Genomic DNA, 22254 nt, shown 5'->3' with positions numbered 1-22254 from the left:
AAATCCCCTACTTTTTCTGTGAGGCTAGCCACTTTGCTTCAGCTTCAGCCATTCTTACATAGTTTGGTGTAAACTGATGAACATCTTCCACCGGTTCATGACTTGCCCCTAACCTTGCAAGATCAGCAGGCCTAGCATTTAAACTACTCGAGGGTGCGAACACTGCTTTGTCACCCAATATTGCTTCAATTCCTTCTTTGTGCATAGTTAGATCTCCGCTAATAAATAAAAAACGCTCATATCGATCTTTATTTTCCTGAAGCCACTCTTCAAATAGCACAATCTGATCTTCCGTTTCTCTTTCAACTTCTATTCCATTCGCTTTGTACACACTCATATACACTTGTCCGCGTCTGGCATCAAAAAATGGAACGATGGCTCCAGAGAAATAACGCCCATTCTGCGCCAGTACTTCTAAACTAGACACTCCGACAAGAGGTTTGGATAACGTCCACGCTAACGTCTTAGCAATGCTAATGCCAATGCGCAGTCCTGTATAAGAACCCGGTCCTTTTGCCACTACGATTCGATCAAGGTCAGCAGGCTTCACTTGAACTTCTTCTAACAGTTGCTCAATAGCTGGCATTAACCGAACCGAATGGTTTTTCTTTATATTTGTTATCAGTTCTCCGACAACCGTGCCATCCACCATAATGGAAACACCCATACAGTAGTTCGAAGAATCAATGGCTAGTACTTTCATGTTGTAACTCCTTACATAACGACTCATAAAAAGAACCAAATGGTCTTAAGATAAGCCGACGTTCTGAATCTCTTTGATGATAAATTTCTACTCTGAGGAGTTGTTTTGGCAGCATATCCTGAATGAATTTTGCCCATTCGACCACTGTCACGCCTTCTCCTTCAAAGTATTCGCTAAAACCAAGGTCTTCATCACTCTCTTCAAGACGATAAGCGTCCATGTGAAAAAGAGGAATGTTTCCTTCATATTCTTTTATAATCGTAAAGGTAGGGCTATTCACTATTTTCGTAACCCCTAACCCCTTTCCGATTCCCTTCGTAAAGGTTGTCTTGCCAGCACCTAAATCTCCTTCAAGTGTTAACACACAGCCTGGCTTTAGCTTCTCAGCAAGCTTTCTGCCAAACGCCATCGTTTCTTCTGGAGATTTCATGATGAAAGCATATCCACTCATGTTCATCACCTATTCTTTAGACGAGAAGTGATTGTAACCCTTCTTGTCCAATTTGAATTTTTGATCTTTATAACTCATCCATACACTTGTTCCTTTATCTTCTACATGGCCAATTTTATAGATGGATTCCTGGTGTTCTTGAAAAAGTTCAACCACTTTTGCCCAGTCATCCTCCGCGACAGTGCCGATCAATTCATAATCTTCTCCGCCATTTAACATCCATTCTAACCTTTGAAAAGAGGAGTATGCCTCAAACCCTTCAGGCGCCGGAATCGAGTCTTGATTAAGTACAATGGAAACGTCACTTGCTTCTGCAATCTCGTGAGACTCACTTGCTATTCCGTCACTCACGTCGTTTAACGAAATGCGATATCCACTCTTCGCGAAAATACGCCCTTGTTTGACACGAGGATGGGGATCCTGGTGGAACTGAACATATGCTCCATCACTGCCCTCACCCTTAAGTAATGAAGAAAGTCCAGCAGCCGAACCACCCACAGGTCCAGTAAGAAATACGACGTCACCTGCCTTCGCATTACTCCTAAGAAGTTTACGTCCTTTTTCGACTTTACCGATAACAGTAATAGCAATATGAAGATCGCCTCTCGTAGATACTGTATCGCCACCGATCATGTCCATCTCATATAGGTCACCGATCTCTTTAATTCCCTTGTATATTTCTTTTAGCTGTTTAGATGACCATCCCGTTTGTGGCACAGAAATTGATACAAGATAAAACATCGGAATACCACCCATTGCAGCAATATCACTTATATTAACAGCAAGCGCTTTTCGACCGGTTTGAAAAGGGGATAACGTACTCTTCTTAAAATGGATTCCTTCGACCATAGTATCGGTACAGGCGATTTCATCCCATTCTGATTCAATGTGATAAAGAGCCGCATCGTCTCCAATCCCCTGAATCAATTCTTTTCGAAATGTATAAGCTGGCGTAATGGATTGAATAAACGCAAATTCATCTTTCACCACACTCATCTCTCTTTCTATTTTATAAAAAAACCTTAGGAATTTCATCCTAAGGTGCTTTTTCTATCAGTTTATCTTACTTGACAACAAATTCACATATTTGTTTCAAAAAACTTATATTTTCTTCTGATATTTAAAAGGGTACATAAATTTAAGTATAAAAAAAAAGCGATCCAATCGCTCTTGAAAAAATGGCGGTCTCGACGGGAATCGAACCCGCGATCTCCTGCGTGACAGGCAGGCATGTTAACCGCTACACCACGAGACCAAATTCATAATTGGTTGCGGGGGCAGGATTTGAACCTGCGACCTTTGGGTTATGAGCCCAACGAGCTACCGAACTGCTCCACCCCGCGACGATATAAGTAAAAATATGCTGCACCTGCTTCATAATGCTGTGCATGTTATGACATGAATTAGTATGTCATATGGACACAAGTAATACTATACCAGATAAATGTAATGAATGCAAGCATTAGAAACAAAAGAAAAAAACCCCTGGTTACAGGGATTTTTCCACAGCATTTTTGAATGCATCAACAATATCATTTTCGTTTTCAATTCCTACAGAAATGCGAACGAGCTGTTTATTGATCCCAAGCTTCTGTCTAGTATCTTCTGGTACTGTTCGGTGGGAAGTAGCAATCGGATAAGAAACCGTTGTATCTAGCCCAGCCAGAGTCGGTATAATCTTTACCCATCCTAGGGACTTGAAGAATGTTTTCACATCGGTTTCATCATCTAGCTCAATGGAAACCATAGCTCCCGAACCTCTTTCAGCTACATATTCAGGATAATAAACATTTTTAATCCCATTAACATTTTTTAATTCACTTGCAAGGATAGCTGCATTCCTCACGTGACGTTCCATTCGTACACTCATCGTTTTTAACCCACGGCAACCTAGCCACGCTTCAAATGGACTGAGATTAGCTCCAAGGTTAATCACTTTGGCTTTTGCCTTGGCCATCAGATCTTCTCTTCCTACTAGTACACCTGCTGTTACATCACTATGACCGCCAATATATTTTGTTGCGCTATGTACAACAAGATCAATTCCTAGTTGGTAAGGCTGAAGAAGATAAGGTGTAGCAAACGTATTGTCTACCATAGTAACAAGTTTATGTTTTTGGCCAAGATTTTTTAGAAGGTCTAAATCCTCGACTCTTAATAGAGGGTTTGTGACAGATTCAGTATAAAGCAATTTCGTATTTGGTCGTATCGCACTCTCAATTTCTTTTTTGTCTGTAAAATCTACAAAAGAGACTTCTATTCCGAAGTCAGGAAGTTCTCCATGAAAAAGCGAATAGGTTCCTCCGTAAAGATCTTCACAAGCGACAATGTGATCGCCAGCTTTGACAACGGAAAGCACCCCCGCAAGAATAGCAGATAAGCCCGAAGAAGTCGCAATACCCTTAGGAGCACCCTCGAGGTCTGCTACACCCATTCCTAGATCATCTGTATTAGGATTACTAACGCGTGTGTACAAATAGTCTTTTTTACCTTCATAAAATGATTCCAAATCATCGAGATCCTCAAACACAAATGCAGAGGTTTGATAAATCGGCTGGACTTTACTTGCTGTATCGGCTTTCGGCTTTCTTGGAAAACGTACGGCTTTTGTATCAAAATGAAAATCCATTTATTTTCCCCTTCCATTAAATAAAATTCTTTTTCATTAACTGTACGTCTTCTAAGCGTTAATTTCAAGAAATAGCGTTCGAAATTTTCGATTTATTCTCTTTAAAAAGATAAATGCTCTGTATTGATAGAGATGAATTTCTTTTTTATCGTTTTTATTCCGCGTTATTTCAAATAATTCCGCGGAAATCGGATTAATTCCGCGCTTTCGAATGATAATTCCGCGAATTTGAGATTAATTCCGCGAACGTCATGAATGAGGGATTTGAGCTAGTGAAAAGTCATCCATAAAACCATACAAAAAAAGCGAGAAACCATTTGGTCTCTCGCCTTTCTTTCTTTGCCCAGCGACGTCCTACTCTTGCAGGGGGAGATCCCCCAACTACCATCGGCGCTAGAGCTTAACTTCCGTGTTCTCATACTGGGGGCGCGATTAGCGGCGAACTTCTTCGTCAGCTGCGCGCTGTCAGATCCTCATGGATCTTCAAATATCCACTCCGGTCTGACATCACTTGCTTCCTCGAATTTCTTGCTTCTCCCACCCCTACGTAGCTTTCGAAGAAGCTTTCTCAGATGATTCAGGAGGAAGAACAGAAAAATTAAAACACTAAACCATACAAAAAAGGCGAGAAACCGTTTGGATTCTCGCCTTTTTTTCTTTGCCCAGCGACGTCCTACTCTTGCAGGGGGAGATCCCCCAACTACCATCGGCGCTGAAGAGCTTAACTTCCGTGTTCGGCATGGGAACGGGTGTGGCCTCTTCGCCATCGTCACTAGACTATTCAGGTGTTCCCTGAAAACTAGATAGCACGCACAACGTATTCCAATAATGTGTCCAGCTACGTAAGCCAAATCCTCGATCGTTTCACCTTTTGATTCTGACGCAAAAAGCGCGTCTGATTCAAAAGCTTCCAACGCTTGTCGGATTTAAACGGCTTACTTCGCTTTTCGTTTTAGGTTAAGCCCTCGATCGATTAGTATTCGTCAGCTCCACGTGTTGCCACGCTTCCACCCCGAACCTATCTACCTCATCATCTCTAAGGGATCTTACCAGCTTAATGCTGTGGGAAATCTCATCTCGAGGGGGGCTTCATGCTTAGATGCTTTCAGCACTTATCCCTTCCACACGTAGCTACCCAGCTATGCTCCTGGCGGAACAACTGGTACACCAGCGGTGTGTCCATCCCGGTCCTCTCGTACTAAGGACAGCTCCTCTCAAATTTCCTGCGCCCGCGACGGATAGGGACCGAACTGTCTCACGACGTTCTGAACCCAGCTCGCGTACCGCTTTAATGGGCGAACAGCCCAACCCTTGGGACCTACTTCAGCCCCAGGATGCGATGAGCCGACATCGAGGTGCCAAACCTCCCCGTCGATGTGGACTCTTGGGGGAGATAAGCCTGTTATCCCCAGGGTAGCTTTTATCCGTTGAGCGATGGCCCTTCCATGCGGAACCACCGGATCACTAAGCCCGACTTTCGTCCCTGCTCGACTTGTAGGTCTCGCAGTCAAGCTCCCTTGTGCCTTTACACTCTGCGAATGATTTCCAACCATTCTGAGGGAACCTTTGGGCGCCTCCGTTACACTTTAGGAGGCGACCGCCCCAGTCAAACTGCCCACCTGACACTGTCTCCGCACCGGATCACGGTGCTGGGTTAGAATGTCAGTACAGCCAGGGTAGTATCCCACCGACGCCTCCATCGAACCTGGCGGTCCGACTTCTATGGCTCCTACCTATCCTGTACAAGCTGTACCAAAATCCAATATCAGGCTACAGTAAAGCTCCATGGGGTCTTTCCGTCCTGTCGCGGGTAACCTGCATCTTCACAGGTACTATAATTTCACCGGGTCTCTCGTTGAGACAGTATCCAAGTCGTTGCACCTTTCGTGCGGGTCGGAACTTACCCGACAAGGAATTTCGCTACCTTAGGACCGTTATAGTTACGGCCGCCGTTTACTGGGGCTTCGATTCAGAGCTTCTCCCGTAAGGGATAACCCCTCCTCTTAACCTTCCAGCACCGGGCAGGTGTCAGCCCCTATACTTCGCCTTACGGCTTTGCAGAGACCTGTGTTTTTGCTAAACAGTCGCTTGGATCTTTTCACTGCGGCTCCCCTGGGCTATTAACCCGAGGAAGCACCCCTTCTCCCGAAGTTACGGGGTCATTTTGCCGAGTTCCTTAACGAGAGTTCTCCCGATCGTCTTAGGATTCTCTCCTCGCCTACCTGTGTCGGTTTGCGGTACGGGCACCTCTTTCCTCACTAGAGGCTTTTCTTGGCAGCGTAGAATCAAGGATTTCGGTACTAAATTTCCCTCGCCATCACGACTCAGCCTTCACGGTGAACGGATTTACCTATTCACCAGCCTAATCGCTTGGACGCGCATTTCCAGCAGCGCGCTCTCCCTATCTTTCTGCGTCCCCCCGTCGTTCAAACGGAAAGGAGGTGGTACAGGAATATCAACCTGTTATCCATCGCCTACGCCTTTCGGCCTCGGCTTAGGTCCCGACTAACCCTGAGCGGACGAGCCTTCCTCAGGAAACCTTGGGCTTTCGACGGACAAGATTCTCACTTGTCTTTCGCTACTCATACCGGCATTCTCACTTCTAAGCGCTCCACCAGTCCTTTCGGTCTGACTTCACAGCCCTTAGAACGCTCTCCTACCATTGTCGTAAGACAATCCACAGCTTCGGTGATACGTTTAGCCCCGGTACATTTTCGGCGCAGCGTCACTCGACCAGTGAGCTATTACGCACTCTTTAAATGATGGCTGCTTCTAAGCCAACATCCTGGTTGTCTAAGCAACGCCACATCCTTTTCCACTTAACGTATACTTTGGGACCTTAGCTGGTGGTCTGGGCTGTTTCCCTCTCGACTACGGATCTTATCACTCGCAGTCTGACTCCCGCGGATAAATCGTTGGCATTCGGAGTTTGACTGGATTCGGTAATCCGGTAAGGACCCCTAGTCCAATCAGTGCTCTACCTCCAAGATTCTTGCCGCGAGGCTAGCCCTAAAGCTATTTCGGAGAGAACCAGCTATCTCCAGGTTCGATTGGCATTTCACCGCTACCCACACCTCATCCCCGCATTTTTCAACATGCGTGGGTTCGGGCCTCCATTCAGTGTTACCTGAACTTCACCCTGGACATGGGTAGATCACCTGGTTTCGGGTCTACGACCACGTACTATTTCGCCCTATTCAGACTCGCTTTCGCTGCGGCTCCGCCTTATCAGCTTAACCTTGCACGGGATCGTAACTCGCCGGTTCATTCTACAAAAGGCACGCTGTCACCCATTAACGGGCTCCAACTAGTTGTAGGCACACGGTTTCAGGTTCTCTTTCACTCCCCTTCCGGGGTGCTTTTCACCTTTCCCTCACGGTACTGGTTCACTATCGGTCACTAGAGAGTATTTAGCCTTGGGAGATGGTCCTCCCAGATTCCGACGGGGTTTCACGTGTCCCGCCGTACTCAGGATCCGTCTCGGAGGGCAGCGGATTTTGACTACAGGATTGTTACCTTCTGTGATGGACCTTTCCAGGTCGCTTCGTCTATCCGTGCCTTTGTAACTCCAAAGAGACGTCCTACAACCCCAGAGGGCAAGCCCTCTGGTTTGGGCTGATTCCGTTTCGCTCGCCGCTACTCAGGAAATCGCATTTGCTTTCTCTTCCTCCGGGTAATGAGATGTTTCAGTTCCCCGGGTCTGCCTTCCATTCCCTATGTATTCAGAAATGGATACCATCCTATTAAAGATGGTGGGTTCCCCCATTCGGAAATCTCCGGATCAAAGCGTACTTACAGCTCCCCGAAGCATATCGGTGTTCGTCCCGTCCTTCTTAGGCTTCTAGTGCCAAGGCATCCACCGTGCGCCCTTAGTAGCTTAACCTTCGATTTGTTAGGCATTGCTGCCATAACGCATCAGTTATTACTAAGTTCTTGCATAAAAATAATTATTGGATGTCGTTGTTTATGCTATCTAGTTTTCAAGGAACAAGGCTACTACTTGAATCAGCGTAAGCTTCATCACTTCACCTGTTTTGAAAGAATACAATCATTCTTTCAAAACTAAACGAAACGCTCATGTAAGGTTGGTAACGTAAGTTACCTTCGTAATTCTCCATAGAAAGGAGGTGATCCAGCCGCACCTTCCGATACGGCTACCTTGTTACGACTTCACCCCAATCATTTGTCCCACCTTCGGCGGCTGGCTCCATAAAGGTTACCCCACCGACTTCGGGTGTTACAAACTCTCGTGGTGTGACGGGCGGTGTGTACAAGGCCCGGGAACGTATTCACCGCGGCATGCTGATCCGCGATTACTAGCAATTCCGGCTTCATGCAGGCGAGTTGCAGCCTGCAATCCGAACTGAGAACGGCTTTATGGGATTTGCTTCACCTCGCGGTGTTGCTGCCCTTTGTACCGTCCATTGTAGCACGTGTGTAGCCCAGGTCATAAGGGGCATGATGATTTGACGTCATCCCCACCTTCCTCCGGTTTGTCACCGGCAGTCACCTTAGAGTGCCCAACTAAATGCTGGCAACTAAGATCAAGGGTTGCGCTCGTTGCGGGACTTAACCCAACATCTCACGACACGAGCTGACGACAACCATGCACCACCTGTCACTCTGTCCCCCGAAGGGGAACGTCCTGTCTCCAGGATTGTCAGAGGATGTCAAGACCTGGTAAGGTTCTTCGCGTTGCTTCGAATTAAACCACATGCTCCACTGCTTGTGCGGGCCCCCGTCAATTCCTTTGAGTTTCAACCTTGCGGTCGTACTCCCCAGGCGGAGTGCTTAATGTGTTAACTTCAGCACTGAGGGTGGAACCCCCCAACACCTAGCACTCATCGTTTACGGCGTGGACTACCAGGGTATCTAATCCTGTTTGCTCCCCACGCTTTCGCGCCTCAGCGTCAGTTACAGACCAGAGAGCCGCCTTCGCCACTGGTGTTCCTCCACATATCTACGCATTTCACCGCTACACGTGGAATTCCACTCTCCTCTTCTGCACTCAAGTCCTCCAGTTTCCAATGACCCTCCACGGTTGAGCCGTGGGCTTTCACATCAGACTTAAAAGACCGCCTGCGCGCGCTTTACGCCCAATAATTCCGGACAACGCTTGCCACCTACGTATTACCGCGGCTGCTGGCACGTAGTTAGCCGTGGCTTTCTGGTTAGGTACCGTCAAGGTACCGCCCTATTCGAACGGTACTTGTTCTTCCCTAACAACAGAGCTTTACGACCCGAAGGCCTTCGTCACTCACGCGGCGTTGCTCCGTCAGACTTTCGTCCATTGCGGAAGATTCCCTACTGCTGCCTCCCGTAGGAGTCTGGGCCGTGTCTCAGTCCCAGTGTGGCCGATCACCCTCTCAGGTCGGCTACGCATCGTCGCCTTGGTAAGCCATTACCTTACCAACTAGCTAATGCGCCGCGGGCCCATCCTGCAGTGTTAGCTCAGAAAGCCAACTTTCAACATTGCACCATGCGGTGCGATGTATTACCCGGTATTAGCTCCGGTTTCCCGGAGTTATCCCAGTCTGCAGGGCAGGTTGCCCACGTGTTACTCACCCGTCCGCCGCTAAGATCAGGGAGCAAGCTCCCATCTCTTCGCTCGACTTGCATGTATTAGGCACGCCGCCAGCGTTCGTCCTGAGCCAGGATCAAACTCTCCGATAGAAAGCTTAATCTAGCTTTTAAAACAATTTTTGTTTCCGTAGAAACAACTACTTACATGGCGTTTCGTTCAGTTTTCAAAGAGCAATTCGTTTCTTTCGTTGTCGTTTTCAGCGACCAAACCATCATACCATGATGTGTTTGTCAGTGTCAACAAGTTTTTTAAGAAAAGATGGTGGGCCTGAGTGGACTCGAACCACCGACCTCACGCTTATCAGGCGTGCGCTCTAACCAGCTGAGCTACAGGCCCATCTTTAATGGAGCGGGTGATGGGGATCGAACCCACGACATCAGCTTGGAAGGCTGAGGTTTTACCACTAAACTACACCCGCGATATTGATGGTCGGGAAGACAGGATTTGAACCTGCGACCCCTTGGTCCCAAACCAAGTGCTCTACCAAGCTGAGCTACTTCCCGACATTTTTTAAAAGTAATATGGTGCGCCCGAGAGAAGTCGAATCCCTAACCTTCTGATCCGTAGTCAGACGCTCTATCCAATTGAGCTACGGGCGCATATTATATTTGGTGCGGTTGAGAGGACTCGAACCTCCACGGGGTTTCCCCCACTAGCCCCTCAAGCTAGCGCGTCTGCCATTCCGCCACAACCGCACATCGTAACTTGATGAAACGTTCGTTTATAAAAGAAATTGGTGCGGGTGAAGGGACTTGAACCCCCACGTCGTAAGACACTAGATCCTAAGTCTAGCGCGTCTGCCAATTCCGCCACACCCGCAAATAAGTGGTGAGCCATGAAGGACTCGAACCTTCGACCCTCTGATTAAAAGTCAGATGCTCTACCAACTGAGCTAATGGCTCAACATGGCTGGGCTAGCTGGATTCGAACCAGCGCATGACGGAATCAAAATCCGTTGCCTTACCGCTTGGCTATAGCCCAACAAGTTATATAATCAGATTAGTTTTAGAAATAATGGCGGTCTCGACGGGAATCGAACCCGCGATCTCCTGCGTGACAGGCAGGCATGTTAACCGCTACACCACGAGACCTTTATAACTGATTACATATCATGTTGTTAAAACATTTTTAAGAATTAAGTTGGTGACCCGTACGGGATTCGAACCCGTGATACCGCCGTGAAAGGGCGGTGTCTTAACCACTTGACCAACGGGCCATAAAAATGGCGGAGAAGGAGGGATTTGAACCCTCGCGCCGCTCACGCGACCTACACCCTTAGCAGGGGCGCCCCTTCAGCCACTTGGGTACTTCTCCGTTTGGCTCCACAGGTAGGATTCGAACCTACGACCGATCGGTTAACAGCCGATAGCTCTACCACTGAGCTACTGTGGAATAACATTTAAGTTGTTGCCTCCGTTATCGGCGACATTTAATATAATAACTCATCCTGCAAACAAAGTCAACAGTTTTTTAAAATTAATTAACTGTCATGTGTTTGATTAAGACGTGCTCTCCGAAGAGACTTTATTAATTTACCACATACAATCTAGGTCGTCAATAACTACTTTTAATTAATTTGAATTAATTTACCTCTGCATTTTCCACATACGTACCGTGTTATGTCCATCTTTCTTTTTCTACTATACTTCGTCTTACATTCTCCACATTCATAAAAATGCTTAAACGGCTCAACTCTACGTTGCCCAGGTACTACCTGACAGTATCGCGATCCACCTACTTCCTTAAGAAGTCGTTTAAAATCTTTATCCTGATGTTTGTAACCTTTTTTCTGAAGGTGAAGGTGATAGTGGCATAGCTCGTGTTTAATAATACCAATGAGTTCGTCTTGACCAAACTCGTCATAATGCTTTTGATTAAATTCGATATTATGAGACCTGAGCATATAACGTCCGCCCGTTGTTTTTAATCGAGCATTGAACATCGCCTTATGACGAAAAGCGAGTCCAAAAAACTCCTCAGAGATCGTTTCAACTAGCTGTTGTAATTCCTTTTCGTTCATACGCTCTTCATCCTTTCTCTTTCGAACACATACAAGCCGTTTCTCATAAACTAATGTACATCAACATTTAAGATGTGTCATCACTTAAGGAGGGGATTACGTTGCCTGTTTGGTTTAAAAACCAATTGAAACAAGCTTATCTTGAGAAAGATCGACGCCAAATCAAGTTATTAAACCAGTGCTGGTTTTTCTACAAAAGAAAACACCGCCCCTGAGGGCAGTGCTTATGCTTAGGACGGGTGAAGCATCGTCAAAGCAATTCGCTCACGCTTAAGGTCAACTTGATCAACCCAGACAGTCACTACTTGTCCCACGTGGACGACTTCCATTGGATTCTTCACATAGCGATTCGTTAACTTCGAAATGTGAACAAGCCCATCTTGTTTCACACCAATATCAATGAATGCTCCAAAATCAACAACATTCCTTACTGTACCTTCTAACTCCATTCCCTGTTCTAAATCTTCCATTTTTAAAACGTCTGTCTTTAGAATTGGTTGAGAAAGTTCATCCCGCGGATCTCGACCAGGCTTTTGAAGTGAAGTTACAATATCTTTAAGAGTCACCTCTCCTATATTTAAAGCAACGGCTGTATCCTTCAATGAGACCTGAGACAAAGATTCCACTAATTTTTCTGTACCAATATCCCCTGGTTTACACTCGATGCGTTCCAAAAGTGCTTTTGTAGCGTCATAGCTCTCCGGATGAATTTCAGTTTGGTCCAGAGGCTGTTTCCCTCCCATTATTCTGAGGAACCCAATACACTGTTCATATGTTTTGGCACCTAGTCTCGGAACTTTTTTTAATTGGACCCGGCTCGTGAACTTTCCTTCTTCATCACGTTTCTTCACAATGTTCATCGCAACAGCTCTAGACAGACCAGCTACATATTGCAATAGAGATACCGAAGCTGTATTTACATTAACACCTACCTGATTTACGGCGGTTTCTACCACAAACGTTAATTGATCATTTAACTTTTTCTGTGAGACATCGTGTTGATATTGGCCGACACCAACAGATTTCGGATCAATTTTCACAAGTTCAGCCAATGGATCTTGAACCCTTCGCGCGATGGAAACTGCAGAGCGCTCCTCTACTTGAAGATCCGGAAATTCTTCGCGTGCTAGATCAGACGCTGAATAAACACTTGCTCCCGCCTCATTGACAATGAGATAAACGACCTTTTTTTCAACTTCTTTAATCACATCTGCAATAAACTGTTCTGTTTCACGTGATGCCGTTCCGTTCCCGATCGCAATCATTTCAATATCATACTTCTTGATCATTTGTATGACAGCTGCTTTTGACTTTTCTACTTCTGATTTAGGTGGCGTTGGGTAAATGACTGATACTTCTAGCATCTTACCTGTATCATCCACAACAGCTAGTTTGCATCCTGTCCGATAGGCGGGATCTACACCAAGTACACGCTTCCCCTTTAGTGGAGGCTGCAATAAAAGATGCTTTAAATTCTCTGAAAAGATGTGAATAGCCTGATCTTCAGCTCTTTCTGTTAATTCTTTGCGTATCTCTCTTTCTACTGAAGGTTGAATAAGACGTTTATAGCCATCAATAATCGCTTCCTCAAGCAGAGTCACGCAATTTTTTTGCTGATTATTAATTGTTTTTCTTTTTAAATACTCGTGAATTGAATCAGTTGGAGGTGTAATTGATGTTCTTAGAACTTTTTCCTTTTCACCTCTGTTAATGGCAAGGATACGATGGGGAACAATTTTTGAAATGCCTTCTTGGTAGGAATAATACATCTCAAAAATTTGTTTAGGATCATCTTCCTCTGATTTAACAACCGTTTGGAGTAATCCATGTTGGAATGTTTTCGCTCTTATCCATTTTCGAGCGTCAGCATCATCAGAAATCCATTCTGCAATGATATCCTGGGCACCTTGAATCGCTTCTTCCTCCGATAAGACTTCGTTTTCTTCTGATATGTACTTTTTAGCAACTTGTGACGGATCACTATTTCCATCTACTAGTATCCATTGAGCAAGAGGTTCTAACCCTTTTTCTTTAGCAACCGTAGCCTTTGTCCGCTTTTTTTGTTTATATGGACGATAGATATCTTCTATTTCTTGAAGCTTTGTAGCAGCTTTTAATTGCTTCTTTAGTTCATCCGTTAATTTATCCTGCTCTTGAATAAGACGGATCACTTCTTCTTTTCGCTGATCTAAATTTTGAAGGTATGTCCACGCTTCCTGTATATCTCTTAGTTGAACTTCATCAAGCCCGCCCGTTAACTCTTTACGATATCGCGCGATAAAAGGAACAGTATTCCCATCATTCAATAACGTAATCACTTCTCTTACACTTCGTTCAGCAAGCTTCAAATTTTGAGCAACTTTACGAAGATGTTCTGATTGTTTTTGATCTACTGTCATTTCCAAAACAATTCCTCCTTAAGAGCCTTCTATACTAGTATCAGTTTACCGGATAAGTTGATTTGTTAAAAGCTTCCCTCTAAAAAACCACAATTAGTCCTGTACATGTCTTTTTAATGAAAATAAAAAAAGTTCTTCCTTTATCGAAACGGAAGAACTTTTTTATACGGTTTTCCCTACAAGGAGAGTGATATCATCATTTGTAGACGGAAGCGTATCAGTTAAATGTTGAAACGATTCATGCACTGAGTCGAAACGAGCAATCATTGAATAGTTTTTCGAACTTATTTGAACGCCATCAGAATACGTGACGAACGAAGAACCTGAAGGGTAATCAATGGTTTGCACTTTCACTTTTTGAAGCTTACCTGACAAGTAGCCTGAATAAGAAATCGGGCGAATAATTTTCCCGTCTGGTTGATAGATAATCAAATTAATATTCCCTATTCCACTATACTCAAGTTGCCTCGTCTTTAGATCAAGCTTAAAAACAGAAAGAACACAGCCTCGTTTTCCTCGCATCTCTTCATTCGCTCGTACCATTAACGATTCTACGTCTTCTTCTTGATAGTCCTTCACTGCATTTATAGCAGCTAAAGAAGAATCCTTGGCCATGTCACCACTGCCAAGACCATCTGCTACAGCACAAATGAAATAATCGGATGTTTCAGCCACAAAATAGCTATCCCCGCACATCTGATTACCCGCCTTTGGCTTTTGGTATGCAGCAACAGTAAGCTTCTCAAAATCATGATGATGGATCATGACTAGAAGGCCTCCGTAGGTTCAATTCGAATTGCCTGTCTTAATTTTTCTAGGGCTCTTCTTTGCAAACGGGAAACATGCATTTGTGAGATACCCAACTTCTCACCTGTTTCTTTCTGACTCATATTCTCAAAGTACGTACAGTTCAAAATTTCTTGCTCTCGTTCTGTGAGTACTGCAAAAGCCTTTTTAAGAAGCATCTGTTGGTCAACAAGATCAAATCCTTGTTCTTGATCGCCAACAAGATCGAGTAATGTGACCGTACTACCCTCTTGATCAGCTTCAATTGAACTATCGACAGAAAGTGCTTGATAACTTTTGCCCATTTCCATCGTCTCAAGGACTTCTTCTTCAGATACATTTAAATACTCAGCGAGCTCATCAACTTTTGGAGACCGTTGAAGTTCATTAGTAAGTTCTTCGACTGCCTTCTTAATACGTGGCCCTAGTTCTTTAATCCTTCTTGGAACGTGTACGCTCCACGTTTTGTCTCGAATAAATCGTTTGATTTCCCCAACGATTGTGGGTACTGCGAAAGATTCGAAACTTCTACCAAATTCAGGATCATAACGACGAAGCGCAGCAAGCAATCCAATCATCCCTACTTGAGAAAGATCGTCGTGAATGCTTTTCCCTTTAGAGAATTTACGGGCGAGTGACTGAACGAGATCTTGATATCGCTCCACTAGCTTTAATTGCACGACTTCGTCTGTTGGATCCTTTTGATACTGTTCAATCCACTCATATACTTCGTTGTTATTGTTATTGCGGGGATGATGAGATTGTGTCGGCATCTACTTCCACCCCATCTCTGTGGAGGAACTTTGTCATCATGACTACTACTCCGTCCTCTCCACTGATTTCCACTTTGTCCATTAGTGATTCAATCAGAAAGAGTCCCAATCCTCCCTCACTGAGTTGTTCAACTGACTTGTCGCTATCAACCGGTCCTAGTTTTTCAGAAACCTTTGTATAGTCGAAGCTTTGTCCACGATCAAGGACCATCATTTCTAAACGGTCTTCATAAATACCAAACCCAATGGTAATTTGTCCTTTTTCATCTTCTTTATATGCGTGGTTAACAGCGTTTGTACATGCTTCTGATAGTGCTATTTTAATGTCCTCGATTTCATCATAGGAGTAGCCCATGCGATTCGCAATTCCAGAAACCGTTAATCTTGTTACACCAACAAATTCTGCTTGAGCAGGGATTTTCATTTCAACAAAATCTGAAATGTTTATCACTTTGATCCCCCCTTTACGTCTTCAATGTCAATCACTTCATCAAGTCCAGTGATTTCAAATAGACGCTGAACGCGTGAAGTCATTCCAGTTAGTTTCAACGAGCTACCGTGCTCTTTGGAAGATTTCAGCGCACCAACAAATACACCTAAACCTGTGCTATCCATATAATTAACATCACCAAGATGAACGAGCGTTTCATGACCTTCTTTTCCAGTTAGCGGAAGTAAAGCCTCTCTTAACTGTGGCGCTGTGTACGCGTCAATCTCTCCACCTATATGTAAATGATGTGTATTCTCATGATCTTCTTGTTTGATCTGTAAATTCATAACATTACCCCCTGTTAGGTTGCTTCTAATTATTAGTTAAAGTCATTATTTCCTTATTCCACTTTTAGAAAGAAGTTAAACCTCGCGTCTTAAAATAACCAGAGTGAAATCATCTCTGAGTTCAAACTCCTGCAGACGCTCAAGTTCTCGGTAAACCTCTTCCACAATTTCTTGTGCTGAGAGGTGAATATATTTACGAATCAACGCTACGATTTCATCCCGTTCAATAAAACCATTTGTTGAACGGCATTCTGTAACACCGTCAGAAAGCATGATAACCATATCATTTCCATTAAGTACGCGCTGATATTCTTGATAGGATGTTTTCTTTGAGACACCAAGCACTAGTCCTTTTGTAAAGAGCTCTTCAAATTCATCCTTTTCCGCATCGTAAAAAAAGCCCGGCTCATGACCGGCTCCAGCGTAATAAAATGAATGCACCCTTGGATCATACAATCCATAAAACATCGTAATAAACATATTAGGATCAACATTTTGTTCCACTACGCGATTAAGGTTCTCAAGAACAGCTCCAGGCTGCATTCGCTGCTCTGGTGCGCTATCCATTGTGTACTTAATCATACTCATACAAAGTGCGGCAGGAATACCTTTTCCAATGACATCTGCAATCGCTACACTTACACAATTATTCTCGTCTTGAACAAAGTGATAGTAATCCCCGCTCATTTTCTGGGCGGGTTTATTAATGGCACCAATATCAAGATTGGGTACTTCAGGTTTATCGCCCGCTAGTAACGTTTGTTGCATATTTGCAGCAATTTCAATTTCAGATTCCAACTGCTGCTGTCGACTACGAAGACTTTGATGCTCTCGATAGGCGAATCCGTACCCAATCATCATTTCAAGCAAAAAATCATACGAGTTTTTAAGCGGCTCAGGAATATCAGGAAATAGTTCCTCTAGAACACTTACATGGAGACTAACTGCTTCTTCAGGGGAGATCTTTTGTTCAATCATCTTCCGACTAAACTGCTGTCCCTTATATAAGGTTTGCTCAGATTGCTCTTCTAAATAATTTTCTAATATTGCTTTATACTTTTGATATTGAAGATCTCGGTCGTCCATTATGCTCGATCCCTCCTTAACGGAGCCATTTAATAGAAGTGATAACTGTACCTTCGTTCTCTTTCGAATCAATTGTAAACTCATCCATCAATCGTTTAACACCAGGTAAACCAGCTCCAAGACCACCAGAGGTTGTAAAACCATCTTCCATTACTTTTCTAATGTCTTTTATTCCTGGGCCCGAGTCGGAAGCTTCAATTTTAAGACCAAATTTTCCACCGTTTTCTACACGTTCAATGGCTACTTCGCCACTTCCAGCATAGAGGTATATGTTACGCGCGAGTTCAGAAATAGCCGTGGTAATGCGAGCTTGATCGACCGTACCGAAGCCAAGTTCTTTAGCAATATTCCTACCAGACTGCCTCGCTGTCACGATATCCCACTCATTTCGTACTTCCACACAGGATTGGATATTCATAACTTATCCCCCCAATTCCTGTTGTAATTTCTCTAACCCCTGTTCTAAATCTAATGCAGTTGGGACGTTTTTCATCATAATACCTAAATCAATTAGCGTAATAGCAACAGCAGGTTGGATTCCTGTCAGCACTACTTTTGCCCCCATTAAATTTGACATGCGCACCACATCGCCTAAAACTTTAGCAATGAAGGAGTCAATCATATCGACAGATGTTAAATCAATTACAACGCCTTTTGCTCCTGTTTCATGAATCTTCTCGAGCAAATCCTCCTGAAATTGAAGTGCTGTTTTGTCATCGAGATCAACTTGAATTGTAATTAGTAAATATTGATTCAATTTTAATATAGGAATTCGCATTGTCTTCCCCCCTTACTCAATCTCAATCATTTTGCGTTTTGTCATTTCTAATGCAGTTTTCATGCCTTTAAATAACGTGCTTTTCGTCGGGAATTGACCAAGATCGATCCCCAGGTTAACGATTGTTTGAGCAATTTCCGGTCTAATTCCAACTAGAATACACTGCGCCCCAACGAGACGAACTGCTTCTGCTGCCTGTATAATATGATGAGCTACCATTGTATCGACTACAGGCACTCCAGTAATATCAATAAGGACCACTTGTGATCGATGTTTAATTACACCGGTTAACAAATTCTCCATGATCAGCTTTGCTCGCTCAGTATCAATGGTTCCGATCAGTGGCATGACACTAATATTCTCAAATACCGGAATAAGCGGTGCCGACAATTCTTGAAGAGCGACCTTTTGAATAGAAACTGTGTTTTCCCAGTTCTTTGCACTTTCATTAATCAGCTGGTTCACAATAGGGTCAATCCAACGATCAATTTCATCATACATACTGTATACTTTTTCATTCGATTGATTCGCATCTAATAGAACTGCTAAAATAATTCGACGGAAGTTTTGCAAACCTTGCGTTATATAGCTAAGTCTCCAACCAATCTTCATTAGATGTTCAGCAAACTCTGTCATTCGATCTGTTGGCTTATGAACATTTTGCTCGATATGCGTGTAAATGATTTCAAAAAGCTCTTTGTTCGTTTTTTCATAGGCTGTATCCGTTATTGATTGTAGCCGATGCTCATCACGAACCCTCTCCATCTCATCCATCCACCTGGTGTAGATTCGTTCACGACTTTCATTCAATAATTGTATGACTAACTTGTCCATCTTGCTCCTCCCTACGATCTTTCTACATTCATTTATCTTCTCATTGCATGGAACGTCTCGCAATAATTATGCTTTCGTAGTCTTAGCACATTACATCATTTTCATCTTAACACACTTTTCGACATAACTAGAAAATTCCCTGCTGTCCTCACTACTAAATGTTCGGGATTAAAGGGGTTTATGTGACTAATATTCCCAATAATTAACTTACGTTTGAATGGATTGATATAAAAAAAACTGCTCATAGGAGCAGCTTCGTTTGGGTATTATACGTTTTCAAAAATCAATAAGTCCAAGGCTGATTTGCAAAGCTTCTTGTACCCTTTGCATCATACCCTCATCAAGGTGAGTGATTTTATCAGTTAGACGCTGTTTATCAATAGTACGGATTTGTTCTAGCAGTATAACCGAATCACGTTCAAATCCATAGCGCTTCGCATCGATTTCGACATGTGTGGGAAGCTTTGCTTTCTGAATTTGCGCAGTGATTGCAGCAACAATGACAGTAGGACTAAAACGATTCCCAATGTCGTTCTGAATAATCAAGACGGGTCTTACGCCACCTTGTTCAGAACCTACAACAGGAGAAAGGTCAGCAAAATACACATCACCTCGTTTGACAATCAAGCCACTACACCCCGCTTACTAAGCGGTCCACGGTGTGCTCTGCTTCCTCCTCAACAAGAAAGGCTTCTGCTGCAAGGTTCAAATTAATCTTAGCCATCTCCATGTATCCCTGGCGCATGGCATCACGAATTTGTCGCTTCTTTCGTTCGCGAATATACATTGTCGTGGCCTGTGATATGAACTCGTTACGATCAAGCTGTTCCTGTTGAATAATACCATCCACCTCATTTAAAATATGTTGTGGGAGAGTTACAACAATCGATTTTTTGTTTGCCTCTGACACAAACATACACCTCCGAAGCACTGCTACTCATATTGTATTCCACCATTAATCTTACCATTGCGCGCGACGCATTGCAAAACAACTTTCCACAAGACTATTTCATCATATTCTTGCAAAATCCTTCTTTTATTTTACTATTTTTTTAAAATTGTATTCATTACGCCTTTTTTTTCTCCATTTTCGAGAAAAAGTCTCGGAACACGCGGTCCAATCATACAAGGAATTTCATAGTTTATCGTCTCAAGTCGCTCAGCAATGTCATCTATTGTAATTTCTTCTGCGCCCTCTGTTCCTATCAGCGTCACCTTCGTACCAACCTCTACTTGCGAAGGCAAGCGAACCATGAATTGATCCATACAAATACGCCCTACGATCGGAGCACGCTCACCGTTTACGAGCACATACGCTTTACCTAGCTTGCGTATCCATCCATCAGCATATCCAATCGGAATCGTTCCAATCCATTCACCTTCAGCCGTGTGATACGTAGAACCATAGCTAATCGGTTCTCCAGCCTTCATTTTCTTTACGTGCACAAGCTGGCTATAGAGGCAAAACGCAGGCTTTAATGCAAAAGGTAGTATTGGCTTCATTTCTTGAGAGGGACTTAGCCCATACATCGAAATGCCTAGACGAATAAGATTGCCAATCCGTTCGGGAACACGTAACGATCCAGCGCTATTTCCAAGATGGATCCACTTTGGTTGCAAACCATTCTCCTTAAGAAAGGAAGTGATGTCTTCAAATTTCTTTATCTGCGTTTCAATAAAAGAATTACTAGGCTCATCTGCTGTTGCAAAATGTGTATAAAAACCTTCTATATGAAATGAAGCAAAGGTATTCAAACACTCAATGATTTGCTTGGCTTCCTTTTTTCCCTTAATGCCAAGTCGTCCCATACCAGTGTCTATTTTTAGATGCACGTTCAGCAGCATTCCGTCCAATACTGCAAAAGCTTCCTCTAACCATTTTTCTTGAAAAACAGTAAGGGTGATCTCATTCACAGCCGCTACTTTAGCATAAATAGGCGGCACCCATCCCAATACAAGAATAGGAGCTTGAATGCCTGCTTCTCGTAGAGCAATCGCTTCGTCTAAAATCGCTACCGCTAAATAGTCAGCCCCAGCGTGTAAAGCCTTCTCGGCAACTGCAACCGCTCCATGTCCATATCCGTTGGCTTTCACAACAGCCATAATCCCTACTTCATCCGATACGTATCGTTTATAAGACTTTACATTCTCTTCGATAGCATCGAGGTCTACCTCAGCCCATGTCCCACGATAAAACACTTGATTGTCCATTCCAACTTCCTCCCACAACAATACACTCTGCCCTCTATTTTAGGAGATTTTAAGAAAAGCGCAAGCGTCTTGTTTATCCCCGACAAGCTTAAGGCGGATCTCTAATGTGGTGGGTTGGGTACTTCATATTTCCAAAAAAGGTCCAGCCATTTGTCATAGCTGAACCTCTTTGAAGTATTATTTAATTTCCGTCATGCCGTACACAGACCTCGCTACGGCAGCCATTTCTTCTTGAGATAAATCATCTGACGCAAGGAAGAAATCAACTCCATTGTGATGCCAGGAGACAGTCGTATCAGTCATAACTCCCATCGTAAAACCTAAATCAATGGGTTGCCCGCCACTTACATTAACAGGAGCACTCGTTTCAACAGCAGCCTCACTTTTCTCTTCTATTAACGTGAAAGATTTTTCTCCCGTAAAACTTAGCATGACTTTATTGGTTGCCACTTCTTTCTCATCAGTTAAACCAGTTCCTTGCGGCTCATACATTGGATACACAACTTCAAAAGGCTCATTCGTAGTTGCAAGCACCGGCACTTCCAGTTGAGCAGCAGTCATGTTTCGCTCCATATCAAAAGCACCTTTATCAAAAGAAGCATTGAATTTCATATCCGAAAATTCAATATCAACAAGAGGCTTTTGATCTTGATTCATAATGGTTACTTTTTCTGGTGCAAGGTCCTTTTTATTTAATTGAATCGATTGGGTCGATAAGTTCTTGTTTTGGTAATTTGTTTTCGTTGTAAAAACATAATCATTTTCCTTCGCTTCGAATTGAGCTCCTGAATCATTTAAAATATCCTGCACGAGCGTATTATACAGATAGGCCTGGCTACCATTTTCAGGCCAATCACTTTGGAATCGAAAACTTTTATTCAATGCGGGGGTGAGAACAAAAACTCCTTCATCATTTCGCAAGATAATTTGACTTTGCTCTTTTGATTCGTTTTTCAATTCAACTCGATAATAAGATGGCTTTTGGTACCAGATCTCTACATCGTAACGCTGTGGTTCTTCTCCTGTTTCAAGCGTCATTTTTGCGTTAACTTTATACCCTTCCATTTCGTTCAATTTCTTATCAAGGGCATTAACCACATCTTCCTGACTTTTTTGTCCGCAACCTGCAAGTACCGCAATCAATATCCCAATTAATAAAACTGCACCGAACTTTTTCACTCTATCCCCAACTCCTTTGCCTCATTTAAAACGACAAAGGAGGT

19 protein-coding genes, 14 tRNA genes and 3 rRNA genes are annotated in these 22254 nt (G+C 43.6%); 1 reads left to right on the top strand and 35 read right to left on the bottom strand.

The window, feature by feature from the left end; all coding sequences use genetic code 11:
- Positions 1-7 precede the first annotated feature (7 nt).
- From tsaB to ATG70_RS19390, 22 genes are all read right to left on the bottom strand, one after another.
- Entirely contained in the window at positions 8-703 is a 696-nt protein-coding gene (tsaB, locus tag ATG70_RS19495; RefSeq protein WP_098446076.1) for a tRNA (adenosine(37)-N6)-threonylcarbamoyltransferase complex dimerization subunit type 1 TsaB, read from the bottom strand.
- A complete protein-coding gene (gene tsaE / locus ATG70_RS19490; RefSeq protein ID WP_098446075.1) occupies positions 684-1154 on the bottom strand; it encodes a tRNA (adenosine(37)-N6)-threonylcarbamoyltransferase complex ATPase subunit type 1 TsaE in 471 nt (156 codons plus the stop codon). Before tsaE ends, tsaB begins: the two co-directional genes overlap by 20 nt.
- 9 nt (positions 1155-1163) lie before the next feature.
- Positions 1164-2144 (bottom strand): thiamine-phosphate kinase, encoded by a 981-nt coding sequence (gene thiL / locus ATG70_RS19485; protein WP_373560795.1) that lies wholly within the window; start codon positions 2142-2144, stop codon positions 1164-1166.
- A gap of 189 nt (positions 2145-2333) precedes the next feature.
- Positions 2334-2409 (bottom strand) — tRNA-Asp (locus ATG70_RS19480).
- 11 nt (positions 2410-2420) lie between these two features.
- A tRNA-Met gene (locus tag ATG70_RS19475) sits at positions 2421-2497 on the bottom strand.
- A gap of 146 nt (positions 2498-2643) precedes the next feature.
- Positions 2644-3783: a trans-sulfuration enzyme family protein gene (locus tag ATG70_RS19470; RefSeq protein ID WP_098446074.1), complete on the bottom strand. Its 1140-nt coding sequence runs from the start codon at positions 3781-3783 to the stop codon at positions 2644-2646.
- Between the two features lie 660 nt (positions 3784-4443).
- Positions 4444-4560 (bottom strand): 5S ribosomal RNA (gene rrf / locus ATG70_RS19465).
- A 176-nt stretch (positions 4561-4736) separates the two neighbouring features.
- A 23S ribosomal RNA gene (locus tag ATG70_RS19460) occupies positions 4737-7666 on the bottom strand.
- A gap of 237 nt (positions 7667-7903) precedes the next feature.
- Positions 7904-9456, bottom strand: a 16S ribosomal RNA gene (locus ATG70_RS19455).
- Together the 16S, 23S and 5S rRNA genes with 12 tRNA genes alongside form the textbook arrangement of a ribosomal RNA operon.
- Positions 9457-9626: 170 nt before the next feature.
- Positions 9627-9703 (bottom strand) — tRNA-Ile (locus ATG70_RS19450).
- A gap of 8 nt (positions 9704-9711) precedes the next feature.
- Positions 9712-9785, bottom strand: a tRNA-Gly gene (locus tag ATG70_RS19445).
- Between the two features lie 8 nt (positions 9786-9793).
- Positions 9794-9870 (bottom strand) — tRNA-Pro (locus ATG70_RS19440).
- Positions 9871-9889: 19 nt separating this feature from the next.
- A tRNA-Arg gene (locus ATG70_RS19435) sits at positions 9890-9966 on the bottom strand.
- A 10-nt stretch (positions 9967-9976) separates the two neighbouring features.
- Positions 9977-10062 (bottom strand) — tRNA-Leu (locus ATG70_RS19430).
- Between the two features lie 39 nt (positions 10063-10101).
- Positions 10102-10186 (bottom strand) — tRNA-Leu (locus ATG70_RS19425).
- A gap of 7 nt (positions 10187-10193) precedes the next feature.
- Positions 10194-10269: transfer RNA gene (locus ATG70_RS19420), tRNA-Lys, on the bottom strand.
- Between the two features lie 4 nt (positions 10270-10273).
- Positions 10274-10348, bottom strand: a tRNA-Gln gene (locus ATG70_RS19415).
- Between the two features lie 34 nt (positions 10349-10382).
- Positions 10383-10458, bottom strand: a tRNA-Asp gene (locus tag ATG70_RS19410).
- A 50-nt stretch (positions 10459-10508) separates the two neighbouring features.
- A tRNA-Glu gene (locus ATG70_RS19405) sits at positions 10509-10583 on the bottom strand.
- Positions 10584-10590: 7 nt separating this feature from the next.
- A tRNA-Ser gene (locus ATG70_RS19400) sits at positions 10591-10681 on the bottom strand.
- Between the two features lie 3 nt (positions 10682-10684).
- Positions 10685-10759, bottom strand: a tRNA-Asn gene (locus tag ATG70_RS19395).
- A gap of 175 nt (positions 10760-10934) precedes the next feature.
- Positions 10935-11387, bottom strand: a complete 453-nt coding sequence (locus ATG70_RS19390; RefSeq protein ID WP_098446073.1) for a SprT family protein — start codon at positions 11385-11387, stop codon at positions 10935-10937.
- 101 nt (positions 11388-11488) lie between these two features.
- Here ATG70_RS19390 and cmpA point away from each other — a divergent pair, with 101 nt between their 5' ends.
- Complete coding sequence (gene cmpA, locus ATG70_RS19385) at positions 11489-11602, top strand: cortex morphogenetic protein CmpA (RefSeq protein ID WP_098446072.1); 114 nt, start codon at positions 11489-11491, stop codon at positions 11600-11602.
- Between the two features lie 15 nt (positions 11603-11617).
- Here cmpA and ATG70_RS19380 read toward each other — a convergent pair whose 3' ends face one another.
- From ATG70_RS19380 to ATG70_RS19320, 13 genes are all read right to left on the bottom strand, one after another.
- Positions 11618-13786 (bottom strand): Tex family protein, encoded by a 2169-nt coding sequence (locus ATG70_RS19380; RefSeq protein ID WP_179886380.1) that lies wholly within the window; start codon positions 13784-13786, stop codon positions 11618-11620.
- Between the two features lie 162 nt (positions 13787-13948).
- A complete protein-coding gene (locus ATG70_RS19375) occupies positions 13949-14551 on the bottom strand; it encodes a PP2C family serine/threonine-protein phosphatase (protein ID WP_098446069.1) in 603 nt (200 codons plus the stop codon).
- A gap of 2 nt (positions 14552-14553) precedes the next feature.
- The gene (sigB, locus tag ATG70_RS19370; RefSeq protein ID WP_098446067.1) at positions 14554-15345 is read right to left on the bottom strand and encodes an RNA polymerase sigma factor SigB; all 792 of its coding nucleotides are present in this window, start codon (positions 15343-15345) and stop codon (positions 14554-14556) included.
- On the bottom strand, positions 15314-15769 hold the full coding sequence (gene rsbW / locus ATG70_RS19365) for an anti-sigma B factor RsbW (RefSeq protein ID WP_048313049.1): 456 nt from the start codon (positions 15767-15769) through the stop codon (positions 15314-15316). The genes sigB and rsbW overlap by 32 nt, the downstream gene beginning before the upstream one ends.
- A 23-nt stretch (positions 15770-15792) precedes the next feature.
- Entirely contained in the window at positions 15793-16122 is a 330-nt protein-coding gene (locus ATG70_RS19360; protein WP_098446066.1) for an STAS domain-containing protein, read from the bottom strand.
- 75 nt (positions 16123-16197) lie between these two features.
- Positions 16198-17208, bottom strand: coding sequence for a PP2C family protein-serine/threonine phosphatase (locus tag ATG70_RS19355; RefSeq protein ID WP_098446065.1), 1011 nt, complete (start codon positions 17206-17208; stop codon positions 16198-16200).
- Positions 17209-17224: 16 nt separating this feature from the next.
- Entirely contained in the window at positions 17225-17626 is a 402-nt protein-coding gene (locus ATG70_RS19350; protein ID WP_098446064.1) for an anti-sigma regulatory factor, read from the bottom strand.
- Positions 17627-17629: 3 nt separating this feature from the next.
- A complete protein-coding gene (locus ATG70_RS19345; protein ID WP_048312990.1) occupies positions 17630-17986 on the bottom strand; it encodes an STAS domain-containing protein in 357 nt (118 codons plus the stop codon).
- 12 nt (positions 17987-17998) lie between these two features.
- Positions 17999-18820, bottom strand: coding sequence for an STAS domain-containing protein (locus ATG70_RS19340; protein ID WP_098446063.1), 822 nt, complete (start codon positions 18818-18820; stop codon positions 17999-18001).
- A 276-nt stretch (positions 18821-19096) separates the two neighbouring features.
- Positions 19097-19447: a type II toxin-antitoxin system endoribonuclease NdoA gene (gene ndoA, locus ATG70_RS19335; RefSeq protein WP_048312992.1), complete on the bottom strand. Its 351-nt coding sequence runs from the start codon at positions 19445-19447 to the stop codon at positions 19097-19099.
- 4 nt (positions 19448-19451) lie between these two features.
- On the bottom strand, positions 19452-19736 hold the full coding sequence (locus ATG70_RS19330; protein WP_048312993.1) for a CopG family ribbon-helix-helix protein: 285 nt from the start codon (positions 19734-19736) through the stop codon (positions 19452-19454).
- A gap of 128 nt (positions 19737-19864) precedes the next feature.
- Positions 19865-21031 carry an alanine racemase gene (alr, locus tag ATG70_RS19325; protein WP_098446062.1) on the bottom strand — a complete coding sequence of 389 codons (1167 nt, stop codon included), beginning with the start codon at positions 21029-21031 and terminating at the stop codon, positions 19865-19867.
- Between the two features lie 177 nt (positions 21032-21208).
- Positions 21209-22210: a LolA family protein gene (locus ATG70_RS19320; RefSeq protein ID WP_098446061.1), complete on the bottom strand. Its 1002-nt coding sequence runs from the start codon at positions 22208-22210 to the stop codon at positions 21209-21211.
- Positions 22211-22254 lie beyond the last annotated feature (44 nt).

Source organism: Bacillus sp. es.036, assembly GCF_002563635.1.
Taxonomy (GTDB): domain Bacteria; phylum Bacillota; class Bacilli; order Bacillales; family Guptibacillaceae; genus Guptibacillus.
This window is presented reverse-complemented; position numbering and strand designations above follow the sequence as displayed.

Excerpts from the sequence above, each read along its gene's own strand:
- ATG70_RS19375 (WP_098446069.1), bottom strand. The coding sequence starts at position 14,551 with ATGATCCATCATCATGATTTTGAGAAGCTTACTGTTGCTGCATACCAA.
- ATG70_RS19340 (WP_098446063.1), bottom strand. The coding sequence starts at position 18,820 with ATGGACAAGTTAGTCATACAATTATTGAATGAAAGTCGTGAACGAATC.
- ATG70_RS19390 (WP_098446073.1), bottom strand. The coding sequence starts at position 11,387 with ATGAACGAAAAGGAATTACAACAGCTAGTTGAAACGATCTCTGAGGAG.
- ATG70_RS19355 (WP_098446065.1), bottom strand. The coding sequence starts at position 17,208 with ATGGACGACCGAGATCTTCAATATCAAAAGTATAAAGCAATATTAGAA.
- ATG70_RS19380 (WP_179886380.1), bottom strand. The coding sequence starts at position 13,786 with ATGACAGTAGATCAAAAACAATCAGAACATCTTCGTAAAGTTGCTCAA.
- tsaB (WP_098446076.1), bottom strand. The coding sequence starts at position 703 with ATGAAAGTACTAGCCATTGATTCTTCGAACTACTGTATGGGTGTTTCC.
- sigB (WP_098446067.1), bottom strand. The coding sequence starts at position 15,345 with ATGCCGACACAATCTCATCATCCCCGCAATAACAATAACAACGAAGTA.
- ATG70_RS19470 (WP_098446074.1), bottom strand. The coding sequence starts at position 3,783 with ATGGATTTTCATTTTGATACAAAAGCCGTACGTTTTCCAAGAAAGCCG.
- tsaE (WP_098446075.1), bottom strand. The coding sequence starts at position 1,154 with ATGAGTGGATATGCTTTCATCATGAAATCTCCAGAAGAAACGATGGCG.
- ATG70_RS19360 (WP_098446066.1), bottom strand. The coding sequence starts at position 16,122 with ATGAATTTACAGATCAAACAAGAAGATCATGAGAATACACATCATTTA.
- alr (WP_098446062.1), bottom strand. The coding sequence starts at position 21,031 with ATGGACAATCAAGTGTTTTATCGTGGGACATGGGCTGAGGTAGACCTC.
- rsbW (WP_048313049.1), bottom strand. The coding sequence starts at position 15,769 with ATGAAAATCCCTGCTCAAGCAGAATTTGTTGGTGTAACAAGATTAACG.
- ATG70_RS19330 (WP_048312993.1), bottom strand. The coding sequence starts at position 19,736 with ATGTTTGTGTCAGAGGCAAACAAAAAATCGATTGTTGTAACTCTCCCA.
- ATG70_RS19350 (WP_098446064.1), bottom strand. The coding sequence starts at position 17,626 with ATGAATATCCAATCCTGTGTGGAAGTACGAAATGAGTGGGATATCGTG.
- ATG70_RS19345 (WP_048312990.1), bottom strand. The coding sequence starts at position 17,986 with ATGCGAATTCCTATATTAAAATTGAATCAATATTTACTAATTACAATT.